Source organism: Limosilactobacillus fermentum (genome assembly GCF_013394085.1).
GTDB classification, from domain to species: domain Bacteria; phylum Bacillota; class Bacilli; order Lactobacillales; family Lactobacillaceae; genus Limosilactobacillus; species Limosilactobacillus fermentum.
Genome location: NZ_CP040910.1, coordinates 1,646,457 through 1,660,666, shown reverse-complemented (window position 1 = coordinate 1,660,666; position 14,210 = coordinate 1,646,457). Strand labels below are relative to the sequence as shown.

Genomic DNA, 14,210 nt, shown 5'->3' with positions numbered 1-14,210 from the left:
ATGATCCTCATGCATGCAATACCTTTGAGGAGCCCAATTTAGTTCGAGCTAAGCCCGTTAAGGCTAATTCGAAGGTTGCTAAGCAACATGAATTTGAGTTACCCGCTGCTTCAGTAACGACGGTAACTTTCAGTTTATGTTAAAAAGCGAAGCGGGTAAGGACAGTATAAAAATAGAGCTCAGTATGCCTGGAGGTGGACAACTGGGCTCTTAATTATTTAGGAAGGTTTAATCGTGTTCATCCGCCAATAACCCCCAAAGTTCCTGACCATAGGGTGACAGTAGCCGGTTGGCCCGGGTAGCAACCGAAATGATAAATTCGGGGGCGCCCAGATCGAGTAGTGGCAGTGCAACAAGGTGATCTTGGGGTTCTAGAGCTAGGGTGGTGAGAAAGGAAATCCCGGAGTTTTTCGCCACCAGGGTTTTTAAAACGTGAACGTCGTGGGTTTTAAAAACAACTTTGGGACGCACCCCAGCCGCCCGGGAAACCTGGTGGAAGGCCTGGGCGTGAACGTACTCGTTGGCCAGGGTAATGAAGGGCTCTTTTTTGAGGTCCTGAAAGGAAACGCCGGTGGTTCGGGTGGCTAAGGGGTGGTCGGGTGCCACGATAATTTGGATGGGGGCGCGCGTAATTACTTGCGTCGAAAAAGAATCTTGTTGTAGGGGGGCTAAGGACCCTAGGAGGGCCATGTCGATGATGCCGTGGGCCAGCATTTTCGTTAGCTCCCGGGACCCGTGGTCTTCAACCTCTAAGCGTTGTAACAATCCCGCCGCTAGCAGGGCGGGGGTGTAGGCGGGGAAAAAGTAGTTACCGATGATCGGCGGTAGGCCAAAGCGGATTTGTTCCTGTTTGGCCCGGGAAAGCTCTTGGTGAGCGACCTCCAATTCGCGCAGGATGGTTTGGACGTGCTGGTCAAACTGCAGACCGCTGGCGGTTACGGTCAGGTCGTGGTGGGATTGGCTCCGAATAAAGAGCGGCGCCCCTAATTCCCGTTCTAAACGTTGGATGGCCATCGTGATGGTGGGTTGGGCAACGCCAAAGTGGGTGGCGACTTTGGAAAAATTTTTTCGAATTACGAGGTCATGATAATAGCGAAGTTCCTTAATGTTCATCTTTACCCCCCTAAGTAACGGCGTTTCTGTTTATCATATCAATAAAATTGATTGGCTTCCATCGGTTTGACTATCACCTAAGGGACTACTTATGATCAACCACGATGAGAGAGAAAGTTGTGCAGATGGATTGAAAGGACCGATCAAAATGATTAGTGGATACGAACTGTTAAACAACCCCTTTTTAAACCGGGGCACCGCCTTTACAACTGAGGAACGTAAGCAACACGGCCTGCTAGGGCTCTTACCACCACGGGTTAAGACGATTGACGAACAAGCCGATGAAATTTACGCCCTCTACCAAAAGAAGGGCACCCTGATTGAAAAACGCCACTTCCTGATGGAAATCTTTAACAACAACCGGACGCTGTTCTTTAACTTAATGGGCAAGCACATCAACAAATTCATGCCGATCGTGTACGACCCGGTAATTGCCGAGTCGATTGAAGAGTACAACGAACGCTTCGTTAAGCCGCAAAATGCCGCCTACCTAACCGTTGATCACCCAGAAAACAACCGTGAGATCTTAAAGAACGCCGCCGAGGGGCGGGATATCCGTCTGATCGTGGTGACCGATGCCGAGGGGATCCTCGGGATTGGTGACTGGGGAGTTAACGGGGTCGACATCGCCGTTGGTAAGTTAATGGTTTACACGGCCGCCGCTGGGATCAACCCGGCCCAAGTGTTACCAGTTTCGATTGACGCCGGGACCAACAACCAAGAACTACTGGACGACAAGAACTACCTGGGTAAGCGCCACGCCCGGATTGAAGGCCAACGCTACTTTGACTTCATTGACCAATTTGTCGGCGACGTCGAAAGCCTCTTCCCTAAGAGCCTGTTGCACTTTGAAGACTTCGGCCGTGGGACGGCCGCCAAGATTTTGGATAAGTACCAAGACAAGATTTTGACCTTTAACGACGATATCCAAGGGACCGGGGTAATCGTTTTGGCCGGGGTACTGGGGGCCTTAAACATCACCAAAGAAAAGCTAACCGACCAAACCTTCCTAACCTTTGGTGCTGGGACCGCCGGGATGGGGATCGTAAAAATGCTCTTCGAAGAACTGGTGCGCCAAGGCCTCAGCGAACAAGAAGCCAAGCAGCACTTCTACTTGTTCGATCGCCAGGGGTTGTTGTTTGATGATACGGAGGGCCTAACGCCGGAACAAGCCCGCTTCACCCGGTCGCGGGGTGAATTCGACAACGCCGCTCAATTAACCGACTTAACGGCAGCTATCAAGGCGGTGCAACCAACGGTGATGGTCGGAACGTCGACCGTTCACAACGCCTTCACCGAAGCCGCCATCCGCGAAATGGCGGCCCACGCTAAGCACCCGATCATCTTCCCAATCTCCAACCCGACCAAGAAGATTGAAGCCATGCCAGACGACGTTATGAACTGGTCTGACGGGCGGGCCCTAGTCGCCACTGGGATTCCGACCCCGGCGGTTGACTACCAAGGGGTTCAGTACGAAATTGGCCAAGCTAACAACGCCCTGATTTACCCGGGGGTGGGCTTTGGGGCCTTAGCCGTCCAAGCCAAGGTAATTAACGACGACATGCTGGCGGCGGCCGCCCACGCCTTAGGGGGCCTCGTTGACGCTGATCAACCGGGCGCCGCCGTCTTACCACCGGTCTCCAAGCTAGCCGACTTCTCCAAGAAGGTGGCTGAGGCGGTGGCTCAATCCGCCATCGACCAGGGCTTAGCCGCAGCGGGAATCACGGATGCCAAGCAGGCGGTGGCCGACTTTACTTGGCAAGCGGAATACAAGCCGCTGGACCAGGAACTGGCTAGATTTGAATAAGAGGAAGTGCTCACCAACCTCCCTTGCTTAAACGACAATGAAAAGACCCCTAACGCACGAGGTGAGCGTTAGGGGTCTTATTGTAGGGTGTAGGGATGCACTTCCGCAGATAACGTGCTCCCAACCGCAGGCCTAGTGTCTAAGTACGGGTAAAGGACACCGCTAAGGCGGTAACCATTTGCCCTAGCTTAGCCATACGGCCTGCCGAACGGGTTGGGCGCACTTCCGTTATTTACTTGCACTGGCGTCAGCGTCGACTTCCGGTTGTGCTGGTGCGTCTTCTTCTGAGGCACTGGCGTCGGCGTCAACGGCCGGTGCTTGAGTAGCTGGTGCCGGTGCCGGTGCCGGTTGGCTTTCCGTTTCGCTTTCGGAAGCACTGGCGCTAGCGTCAACGGCGGGAGCCTCGGTGGCGGCTTCTTCCTTGGTAGAAGCACTGGCGTTAGCGTCCACCTTGCTGTTCGGGTCGTCAACCAGGGTTTGCCCGGTCATTTCCAGGTACTTCTTGACGATTGGCCAGAAGTCGATCACGATTTCGTTAATCCCACGGTAAATGTTGTCTTCGTCGTGAATGGCTTGGTAGTTGTTAACCACCCACTTAGCGTTCTTCTTGTCCACTGGTTCGGCCAGTTGGAACATGTCGGTCTTACCGGTCCGTAGGGTGTGGATGACTTGCTTAACGTGGTCGTGGACATTCCGCTTGTCCGGGTGAACGGCCGACATCGGGGAACCCGGTTGTTGCGGGGTCCGGGAGGCAAACATCTTTTCAGCCGGGGCCTTGTGGTTGTAGTAGAGGAACTGGTTGTTGTCGTCGACGTAGGTCAGTTCGGCCGGGATCGACTTTAAGAACCAGTTAAGTTGGTCAACGGTCAGGATCCCAGCGTCGAGCTTAACGTAGTCCTTGCCGGAAGCGGCGTTGGTCAACTTAGCGGCCTTTTCAATCCAGTCTGGGTCACCGGGCTTCACCCCTTCGATAGTGGTGTCAGTCTTCCCGGAGGCAGTCAGGTCTTCATTCTTGTAGGCGTCGGCCGGTTCTGGGCCCTTTAAGGCCTTCAAGACGTTGACCCACTTGGAGAACTTGATCAACAAGTTGCTCAAACGGTTAATCGTGCCGCCGTCCTTTAAGTTGCCGTTGTCGTCAAAGGCGTCGCGAACGTTCCCCAACAAGAATTCGTTCCCCGGCATCACGAGGGCGTTAACCCCTGGGGCTTCCAAGATTTCGCGCAGGTCCAATTGGGCCCGGGAAGAACCCTGGGTGAAGTAAGAGGCCCCTATGATCAGGACCGGCTTGTCTTCTAACGGGTGGATCTTATAGGACAGCCATTCGATTGTCGACTTCAAAGCGGCGGTCGTGGTGTGGTTGTGTTCAGGGGTGGCCATGATCACCCCGTCGGCGTTTTCAATTCGGTGCTTCAAGTATTGAACGGCCATCCCGTTGGTTTGGTCGTCGTCTTCGGAAAACATCGGTACGTCCTTGATTGAAACGACTTCAATGTCGGCGATGTTATTGAAACGGTTGGCCATAAAGGTCATTAATTTGCGGTTGTATGAATCTTCGGCGATGGAGCCGACAATCCCAACTAACTTCATGCGTAGGTTCCTCCTTGGTTTATAAGTCGTTCTTCAGGTCGGAAACGCGGATGTCTTGCATCACGTGTTCACGGTCATAGACCAGGTTCTTGTTGACGTCGACGAAGGTGTCGAAGTCGGCGAATAAGCCGTCCAAGCGGTTGACGAGGGCCCCTTCCTTGAGGTTCCCTTCGTCGTCAAAGGCTTGTAAGGAGTGGCCCACCATGTATTCGGATGATGGCATGATCCGGGCGGACAGTTCCGGGGAGTCCAGCATCTGGCGTAGCATCAGAGTTGGGCCCGGGAAGTCCCAAGCATCCCGTATGACGCCCCGGTAATCATTACCGGCTTGTCAGCAAAGGGGTGCACACCGTAAGAAAGCCATTCCAAGGCGTTCATCAAAACGGCCGGGACCCCGTGGTCGTATTCAGGGGTGGAAATAATGACCCCGTCGGATGCTTCGATCTTCTTGGCCATTTCAGTTACCCGTTCCGGAACTGAGCGGTCCGGGGTCTTGTAGAAGACCGGCAGGCCACCAATGTCCATCAATTCAATTTCGGCCTTGTCGGCGAAGTGTTCCTTGATGAACTGCAACAAGCGGCGGTTGGTGGAGCCTTGACGGTTGGTTCCAGCAATCCCAATGTAGTGCTTCATATGATCAAATCCTCTCATTTCTGTGTTTGTCACCTTGTTAAGGGGCTAACAATCGTCCCCATTTTGACATAGTTTTTGAATAAAATCAATCAGGGATCCTGATTTAGAAAGTTACGGGTGGCTCGCCGTCACTATTTGGCAAGCAATTACGGATATTAGACAAAATTTAAATAAATGAAGGCGCTAACAATCCCGCTAAAAATAGGCCGATTAAAGCTGATGAATATCAATTAAGCGGGGTGCAGGACCGTTAATAATAATCAATCCTTATAATAACTAGCGGGTTTGACTATAAGAGAGCGGGGGGATTATCGTATAATCGTTAAGTAATGTGTAACTTTTCACAAATGCAATCGGATTAATCACTTGGAGGTTGAAGAATATGTCACAATTTCGGACGGAAGAAGATACTTTAGGACCAGTTCAAATCCCACAAGAAGCCCTCTGGGGACCACAAACGGAACGGAGCCGCCACAATTTCCCAACCGGCCAGTTCATGCCGTTGGCCATCATCCGCGCCCTGCTCAACATTAAGAAGGCCGCTGCCCAAGCCAACCTGGAATTAAACCAGATTGATGAGGCCAAGGGGAAGTTGATCATCGAGGCGATTGACCAACTCTTAGTCCTGCCCGATGACGACTTGCGCAAGGACTTCCCACTTAAGGTTTACCAAACCGGTTCCGGGACCCAAACCAACATGAACACCAACGAAGTCGTGGCCAACCTGGCTAAGCGCTTGAATCCAGACGTCACCGTATTGCCAAACGATGACGTTAACAAGGGTCAATCCTCCAACGACGTCTACCCAACGGCGATGAACATCGTGGCCGTGGAAGCCTTGGATCAGCTGCTGCCGGCCGTCCAGCACCTAATTGACGAATTAAAGGCCAAACAAGAACAATACTGGCACGTCGTTAAGGTTGGCCGGACCCACCTGCAAGACGCCACCCCGTTAACCTTTGGCCAAGAAGTCTCTGGTTACGTGGCCGCTTTAGAACACGACCGGGACTACTTAAAGCAACTCCAACCGACCCTATTGGAACTGGCGATCGGGGGAACGGCCGTGGGGACTGGTTTAAACGCGGCCCCGGGGATGCCGGAAAAGATCGCCGAAAAGGTTTCCGTCGTTTACGGACACGAATTTACGGTTAAGACCAACAAGTTCTTTGGCTTGGCTAACCACTCCGGCTTAAACGTGGTCCACGGGGCCCTGAAGACCCTGGCCGCCGACATGTTTAAGATTGCCCAAGACGTCCGCTTCTTGGCCTCCGGTCCGCGGGCTGGTTACGGCGAATTAAACATCCCGGCCAACGAACCGGGTTCCTCAATCATGCCGGGGAAGGTTAACCCAACCCAAGCCGAAGCAGTAACGATGGCGTCACTACGGGTCTTTGGTAACGACACGGTCGTTTCAATGGCCGCTAGCCAGGGGAATTTTGAAATGAACGTCTACAAGCCGGTGATGATCGACGCCTTCTTGGAATCAGCCAACCTCCTAACCGGGACGATCACCGGCTTTGCCGACAAGATGATTGCAGGCTTGACGGTCAACGACGCCCGGATGAAGGAACTTTTGGACAACTCCTTGATGACGGTAACCGCCCTGTCGCCATATATCGGCTACCACGACGCCGCTAAGATTGCCCAAGCCGCCGATAAGGCCGGCTCCACTTTAAAAGAAGCCGCTTTGAAGTCCGGCAAGGTGACCGAAGAACAATACGACGAATGGATGGACATGTTAAAGATGACCAACGTCGACAAACAAGATTAGGAGGAAATTATGGGAGAAAAATTTCAACCACGCCCGGCCAGTGAGTTAAAGGACCGCTACGACACGGTGATCATTGGTTCCGGGGGGGCCGGCTTGACGGCCGCCATCCAAGCCCATGAACTAGGGCTTTCAGCCGTCGTCCTTGAAAAAGAAGAAGGCTTAGGTGGGAACACTAACCGGGCCTCATCCGGGATGAACGCCGCCGAAACCAACGTCCAATTAAAGCACGGGGTGATCGATAACGTCGGCTCCTTTTACCGGGAAACCTACCAAGACGGCGGTCGTTTAAACGATAAGGACCTCTTGGGTTACTTCGTTCACCACTCCGCCCTGGCGATTGACTGGCTGGCCGATCACGACATCAAGTTAGAAGACGTCACGATCACCGGGGGGATGTCGGTGATGCGGACCCACCGCCCGGCTAGCTTAGCCCCGATCGGTGGATTCTTGGTCAACGAGTTGTTGCGGGTGGTTGGCCAACAAGGAATCCCGGTCTTCAACCAGACCAAGGTCACTAAGTTGTTAAAAGACGATCAGGGGACCGTTAACGGGGTCGAAGTCCAAACCACGGCCGGCACCAAGACGATCGCGGCCAACAGCGTTATCCTAGCGACCGGTGGTTTCGGCGCTTCTAAGGAATACATGAAGCGCTACCGCCCAGACCTGGTTGATTACAAGACGACTAACCAACCGGGGGCCACCGGCGACGGCCTGAAACTCGGCGAAGACGTCGGGGCGCAGCTAGTTCAAATGGACTTGATTCAAGTCCACCCGACCGTTCAACAAGATAACCCGCACGTTTATTTGATTGGTGAAGTCGTCCGGGGCGAAGGGGCAATCCTGGTTAACGCCAAGGGGCAACGCTTCGTCAACGAGTTAAACACCCGTAAGATCGTCTCCAACGCCATCACCGCTTTGCCGGAGCACTCCGCTTACCTGATCTTTGACCAGGGGATCCGTGACCGGGCCAAGGCCGTCGACTTCTACGACAAGGTGGGGCTAGTGGTTTCCGGCAACACCATCGAAGAGCTCGCCCAAAAACTCTCCATGGCGCCAGCTACCCTGAAAAAGACGGTGGCGACCTGGAACCAAGCGGTCAAGGACCACGATGACCAGGAATTTAGCCGGACGACCGGGATGGACCGCGACATCGCCAAGCCAGGCTTCTTCGCCATCCACATTGCCCCAGCGATCCACTACACGATGGGTGGTTTACACATCAACACCCATACAGAGGTCTTGGATGGCAACGGGAACGTGATTCCGGGACTGTTTGCCGCCGGTGAAGTTGCCGGGGGCCTACACGGGAATAACCGGGTCGGGGGTAACTCGATCGCCGAAATCGTGATCTTTGGGCGCCAAGCCGGTCAACAAGTCGCCTTGTACCAAAGTCAGAAATAGTAAGAAACAAGAGAACTGATTAGGAAGAAATCAATATGAAGAATTTAGAAAAAGTCAATTACCGGGGCTTTATCTGGCCGGTAATCGTGGGGGTCATTTTGTGGCTGCTCACGCCAATGAAGCCAGCGGCCGTTCCCGTGGCCGGCTGGCACATGTTCGCCCTCTTTGTCGGGACGATCATTGCCTGCATCACCCGGCCCCTACCAATCGGGGGTGTCTCAATTCTCGCCTTTGCCCTGACCGTTTTGACCGGCACCTTGCCGATGGATAAGGCGATCTTAGGCTTTGGGAACAGCTCAATTTGGATGATTGCCATGGCCTTCTTCATCGCCCGGGGCTTTATCAAGACCGGGTTGGGACGGCGAATCGCCCTTAACTTCGTCCGCCTCTTCGGTAAGAAAACGCTGGGGCTGGCCTATTCCTTAATTGGGGTCGACTTGATCATGGCCCCGGCCACCCCGTCCAACACCGCCCGGGCCGGTGGGGTCTTGTACCCAATCATTAAGTCCTTGGCCCAATCCTTTGGCTCCGACCCCAAGGACGGGACGGAACGCAAGATCGGCTCCTTCTTGGTCTTTGCCGAATATCACGGGGACATGATCACCGCCGCCATGTTTATGACGGCGATGGCCGCTAACCCCCTGGTCCAAACCCTAGCCAAGTCAAGCGGAGTGAACATCAGCTGGGGAGGCTGGTTCTTAGCCGCCCTGGTTCCGGGAATTATTTCCTTGATCGTCGTTCCCTGGTTGATCTACAAGATGTACCCGCCGGAGATTAAGGAAACGCCCAACGCTAAGCAGTGGGCGGAAAAGGAACTGGATCAAATGGGGAAGATGACCCTACCAGAAAAGCTAATGGCCGTTATCTTCATCATTGCTCTGGTCCTCTGGATGACCGGGAGCCTGACCAAGATCGACGCCAGCCTAGCTGCCTTCTTAACCTTAGGCCTGCTCTTGGTCGTTGGGGTCCTGAGCTGGACCGACGTTTTGCACGAAACCGGGGCTTGGAACACCCTGACCTGGTTCTCCGTCTTGGTTATGATGGCTGGTTCCTTGACCACCCTGGGCTTTATTCCGTGGCTTTCTTCAAGCATCGGTAGTATGTTGCACGGGATGAGTTGGTTCTTGGTCTTGGCGATCTTGATTGTCTTCTTCTTCTACAGTCACTACCTCTTCGCTAGTTCAACGGCCCACGTAACGGCGATGTATTCGGCCCTGTTAGCCGTAGCCATCTCCGCTCACGTACCGCCAATGCTGGCGGCCTTATTGCTCGGGTTCTTTGGGAACTTAAACGCCTCAACCACCCACTACGCTTCTGGCCCGGCTCCGGTTTTGTTTGGGTCTGGTTACGTCCCGCAAAACAAGTGGTGGTCCTTGAACCTGGTTCTGGGGGTCTTCTACCTGGTCGTTTGGATCGGGATTGGGAGCCTCTGGATGAAGGTGATTGGGATGTGGTGATCAGGAAGTGTGATCCAACCATTAAGCAGGCCGTTGGACTAAGGATAGGGCACAGGTTAGCGCGCCAGCGGTGTTCTGTGGCCAGACTTAGGCACTAGGCCTGCGGTTGGGAGCACGTTATCCGTAAATGAAATTACTAATTAAAAAGGACCCCTGGGGCACGGCCGTGGGGGCCCTTTTGTGTTAAAATCTGGAGGAAAAAGGGGGAACGCCAGAATGAATACGCGTGACTTACAGTACTTTACGGCCGTTGTTGAAATGAAAAACTACACCCAAGTGGCCGGGCAATTTGGCGTCACCCAGCCAACCGTTACTCAGGCCATCCAACGCCTGGAACGTGAATTTGACGTCCAATTGGTCGACGTTGCCCGTGGCCGGCGGGGGATGAAGATCACCCGGGCTGGTCAGTTACTTTACCAAGCGGCGGACCGGATCAATCACCAGTTAGCCTTGGCGCAAAAGTCAATTAGCCAGGCTAAGCGGGGCAGCATTCGCTTCGGCTTACCCCCGATCATCGGTAAAATATACATCAGTGGGTTAGTTAAATCCTGTCCGCCGGATTTGTTGTCGTGCCTGCGGATCACCGACCAGGGGTCCCACGAGCTGTTAAAACGGCTCAAGGATGGTCAAATTGACATCGCCATTTTGGGGTCGATGGCGCCGATTAATGAGGAGGGGATATTTGTCGACCTGGTGGCCAAGCGCCCCTTCACCGTGGCGGTCAGCGAACAACACCCGTTGGCTAAAAAACGGCGGGTGGCCTTTGGCGATTTGGCTAACGAACGCTTCATTAATTACAGTGACCAATACATCCACCGGGCGGCCTTTAACGCTTATTGCGACGCGGCCCGTGTCCGCCCGGAAAGCACCCTCTACCCGCTACCCAATATTTCTTGGGTCAAGGAGCTGGTCCGTCAAAACCTCGGCGTCAGCCTGATCGTTTTGGATGCGATCAAAGACGAGCCGGGGATCGTACCGCTAGAATTGACGGACCCGACCCCGGCCAGTTTTTACATCTCGGTGGCGACCCGGGAAGGTTACGTGTTAAGCGAAGACGAGCAGACCCTAGTGACGACTCTAAAGCACCTGGAACTCTTTTCACCCGCTTAATTGTCCCTACACAAACGTCGGCAACCCTCCTATAATAGGACGTAATTTAGTGTCTAAAGTGGGGAGAGAAAAAGATGGATAAGGAACAAGCGGTGGGTGAAGATTACCACCACCACATGCAGATTCCGTGGCAGGATTTTGTAGAAGATGACAACGTTACCCCGGCTAAGGAGGCCCCCTTAGTGGAACGGTCAATGATCGTTGGGCGGGTTGGTCTAATGATTTTGGCCTGCGGAACCGGGTCCTGGCGGGTGCGCGACTCGATGAACGTGGTTGCCCGCAACCTTGGAATGACCTGTTCGGCCGATATTGGCTTGGTATCGATTGAATACACCTGCATTGATGATAACCACAGTTACACCCAGGCGATCTCGTTACCGACGACCGGGGTGAATACAACCCGGCTAAACGCCCTGGAGAAGTTCGTTAAGGAAATTGAGCGGGGCAAGCGGGAGTGGACGATTGCAGAAATTGACCACCGTTTAACCGAGATTGAACGGATGAAGGGTAATTACCGCCCTTACCAAGTGGGGTTAGCGGCGGCCTTGGCCTGTTCAGCCTTCGTCTTCTTGCTCGGCGGGGGCCCGGTAGAAATGTTGTGTTCCTTTGTGGGAGCGGGGTGCGGGAACTTTGTGCGGCGTAAGATGATTGACCGTCACATTACCCTGCTTGCTTGCGTGGCCGTTTCCGTGGCCGTGGCTTGTTTGTTATACCTGGTCCCGTTTATGGCCCTGCAAAACTTCTGGGGAATCAACGAACGTCACGAGGCCGGCTACATCGGGGCAATGCTCTTTATCATCCCTGGTTTTCCATTCATCACCTCGGGGCTGGACCTAGCCAAATTAGACATGCGGTCCGGCTTGGAGCGGGCCGCCTACGCCCTGTTAATCATTACCGTGGCGACCTTGGTTGGCTGGCTGGTGGCCCTGATGGTCCACTTAAGGCCAGCCAACTTCGCCGCCTTGCCGTTAAATGAATGGCAGCTCTTATTGTTGCGGTTGCCGGCCTCTTTTTGCGGGGTCTTTGGCTTTTCAATTATGTTTAATTCGACGCCGAAAATGGCGGCGATGGCCGGGGTAATCGGGGCGCTTGGTAATACCTTACGGCTGGAATTAGTCGACTTTGGGATGGCGGCTGGCCCGGCCGCCTTCTTGGGGGCGCTAGCTTGTGGCCTGTTGGCGGCGATTGTCCGTAACCGGGTTGGTTACCCGCGGATTGCGATCACGATTCCCTCGGTGGTAATCATGGTGCCCGGGCTGTACATGTACCGGGCCGTCTATAACTTAGGGTTACAGTCGGTCAACACCGGGGCCGAGTGGTTAACCCGGGCGATGTTAATCGTCCTCTTTTTACCCCTGGGTCAAGTAGCGGCCCGGGTACTAACCGATACCAAGTGGCGTCATAACGGATAGGAAGATGGGTGATCAGCGTGCAAATTGAGTATCCTCAGCAGTTAGTTGACCAAGTAGAGGCAGCGATCAAGGATCGTCCCCTAATGGGCTTTGTACCGGGGGCTGGACCAAACCATCCGGCGGTAATGCTGGTGGGTGAGGCTCCCGGGCGCAGTGAGACCGATAGCCGGGTGCCCTTTAGTGGGACTTCGGGTAAGGAATTAATCAAGTTGCTAGAAGAAATTGGTTTGTCGCGGGCGACCGTCCACATCACCTCGGTGGTCCGCAAGCGGCCGTACTCGGTTAAGGTGGTCACCGATAAGAAAACTGGGCAGCGGGTCACCAAGTACCCCAACCGCACCCCCACCAAAAAGGAGGTCCTAGCCTTTGGGCCCCTCTTTGACTGGGAATTAAAGACAGTCACCCCTCAGGTGGTTGTGCCCCTAGGCAACACCAGCCTCCAACGCTTGCTGGGACCAGAGGCCAAGATTGGTGACTTGCACGGTCAGGTCTTGCACCAGTTGGTCTTAGAAACCCGGCCGGATCACCAGGGTTATCAAATGGGGACGACCCCTTACTACATTGTGCCAATGTATCACCCAGCCGCCTTTTTGTACGCTCGGCGCCTAGAACCGACCGTGCGTGCCGACTGGCAGGCCTTCGGGAAGTGGCTAAAAGAACAGCATTTGATGCCGCAATAAGGGGTGGTGGAAAATGACCACAGACCTAGTGCCTAAGTACGGACGAAGAACGGTGCCAAGGCACCAACCTTCCCCCTAGCTTAGTCATACGGTCTGTCGAGAAGGTCATTTCCCACTTCCCTTCTTTTACCAAAACTTAACGGGAAATCGCTAACGACCGGGGCGTGGACCGTGTTAGGATTTTAACTAGAGAGAAACGAGGAATGCACACAAAATTTTGATAAGGGGAACGCAGATGATGAGGAACGTAAAGCGGCGTCACTTTGACCGCCAAATAGCCCGCGGAATTGTGACAAGCATTAAGAGCAGTCTAAAGGAGGTCACCAAGTGTGGCCACCACCGTTCCCAGCGGGCCACCCTAACTGAAATGGCGATCCGGGTGTCTGGTTTTAAAAAGACACTCTCCACCCCGACTAAACTGGCTGATGCATTGCAAAGGGCGGCGGTGGAAAGTGAACGCCCCCTTCAATTACCCAGTGACGTTAAGTTCACCGTCCCGGTTAAGGAGAGCGAAGTGGCCGGTAGCCAGTGCTTTACGCTCAACGCGGACTTGCAGGAACACCCGGTCATTATTTACCTAACCGGGGGTGCCTTTTTTGAGCGGCCGCTAAAGGAGCACTGGCAGTTTTTGAACCGGTTGGCGGACAGGACCGCTTCAAAAGTGGTGGTGCCCATTTACCCGACCTTGCCAGCCCACACGGTTGAGGACGCCTTTGCCGTGCTTAAACAGATCTATAACGAGGTCTACACCCAGGTGCCGGTCAGCCAGGTGACCGTAATGGGGGACTCGGCTGGCGCCGGGTTGGCGGCTAGTTTTTGCGAGTACCTGGGTGAACGGGGGCTTCCGCAACCCGGTCACCTAATCATGATTTCACCGTGGTTAGACATCGATTTAACTAATCCCCAGGTCGCTGACTACGAGGAAAAAGACGTTACCTTAAACGCCGCCGGTCTTCGGCAGTTAGGGGCGATATGGGCTGCTAAGTTGGACCACCGTAACTGGCAGGTGAGCCCACTGTACGGAACCCTGTCGCCCTTACGCGACGTGACGATTTTTGTGGGGACCGAAGAGTTGATGTACCCGGACGCCATGGACTTTGCGGAGCGGCTCCGTCAGCAACACGTCCCGGTAACCACCCACATCGGGCGGAACCTGTATCACATTTACCCGGTTTACCAAAGCCCGGAGAGTGAGCAGGCGGTTGAAGAGATCAAACGGGTTGTGAACAGCTAGAAAGA

The 14,210-nt window shown here is 54.1% G+C and carries 10 protein-coding genes and 1 pseudogene; 8 read left to right on the top strand and 3 right to left on the bottom strand.

All coding sequences use genetic code 11. The annotated features are described in order from the left end of the window. Positions 1 to 228: 228 nt before the first annotated feature. Complete coding sequence (locus FG166_RS08430; RefSeq protein ID WP_003681446.1) at positions 229 to 1,113, bottom strand: LysR family transcriptional regulator; 885 nt, start codon at positions 1,111 to 1,113, stop codon at positions 229 to 231. Between the two features lie 148 nt (positions 1,114 to 1,261). Between FG166_RS08430 and FG166_RS08425 the strand changes: the two genes are divergently transcribed. Further along, positions 1,262 to 2,920 (top strand): malolactic enzyme, encoded by a 1,659-nt coding sequence (locus FG166_RS08425; protein WP_035430708.1) that lies wholly within the window; start codon positions 1,262 to 1,264, stop codon positions 2,918 to 2,920. A gap of 228 nt (positions 2,921 to 3,148) precedes the next feature. Here FG166_RS08425 and FG166_RS08420 read toward each other — a convergent pair whose 3' ends face one another. Then, complete coding sequence (locus tag FG166_RS08420; protein WP_003681450.1) at positions 3,149 to 4,507, bottom strand: NADPH-dependent oxidoreductase; 1,359 nt, start codon at positions 4,505 to 4,507, stop codon at positions 3,149 to 3,151. A gap of 19 nt (positions 4,508 to 4,526) precedes the next feature. After that, positions 4,527 to 5,140, bottom strand: a pseudogene (locus FG166_RS08415) (NADPH-dependent FMN reductase). 382 nt (positions 5,141 to 5,522) lie between these two features. On the opposite strand from FG166_RS08415, the gene FG166_RS08410 reads away from it, so the two are divergent. The 7 genes from FG166_RS08410 (at position 5,523) to FG166_RS08380 (ending at position 14,205) form a co-directional block, all read left to right on the top strand. Then, a complete protein-coding gene (locus tag FG166_RS08410; protein ID WP_003681458.1) occupies positions 5,523 to 6,911 on the top strand; it encodes a class II fumarate hydratase in 1,389 nt (462 codons plus the stop codon). A 9-nt stretch (positions 6,912 to 6,920) separates the two neighbouring features. Next, the gene (locus tag FG166_RS08405) at positions 6,921 to 8,312 is read left to right on the top strand and encodes a flavocytochrome c (protein WP_003681460.1); all 1,392 of its coding nucleotides are present in this window, start codon (positions 6,921 to 6,923) and stop codon (positions 8,310 to 8,312) included. 35 nt (positions 8,313 to 8,347) lie between these two features. After that, positions 8,348 to 9,769 carry a DASS family sodium-coupled anion symporter gene (locus FG166_RS08400; protein WP_003681463.1) on the top strand — a complete coding sequence of 474 codons (1,422 nt, stop codon included), beginning with the start codon at positions 8,348 to 8,350 and terminating at the stop codon, positions 9,767 to 9,769. Positions 9,770 to 9,985: 216 nt separating this feature from the next. Further along, positions 9,986 to 10,879: a LysR family transcriptional regulator gene (locus FG166_RS08395; protein ID WP_003681465.1), complete on the top strand. Its 894-nt coding sequence runs from the start codon at positions 9,986 to 9,988 to the stop codon at positions 10,877 to 10,879. A gap of 74 nt (positions 10,880 to 10,953) precedes the next feature. Continuing rightward, positions 10,954 to 12,291, top strand: a complete 1,338-nt coding sequence (locus FG166_RS08390; protein ID WP_003681468.1) for a threonine/serine exporter family protein — start codon at positions 10,954 to 10,956, stop codon at positions 12,289 to 12,291. Between the two features lie 17 nt (positions 12,292 to 12,308). Continuing rightward, positions 12,309 to 12,971 (top strand): uracil-DNA glycosylase, encoded by a 663-nt coding sequence (locus FG166_RS08385; protein ID WP_080543044.1) that lies wholly within the window; start codon positions 12,309 to 12,311, stop codon positions 12,969 to 12,971. A gap of 235 nt (positions 12,972 to 13,206) precedes the next feature. Next, complete coding sequence (locus tag FG166_RS08380; protein ID WP_003681472.1) at positions 13,207 to 14,205, top strand: alpha/beta hydrolase fold domain-containing protein; 999 nt, start codon at positions 13,207 to 13,209, stop codon at positions 14,203 to 14,205. The last annotated feature ends 5 nt before the right edge of the window (positions 14,206 to 14,210 follow it).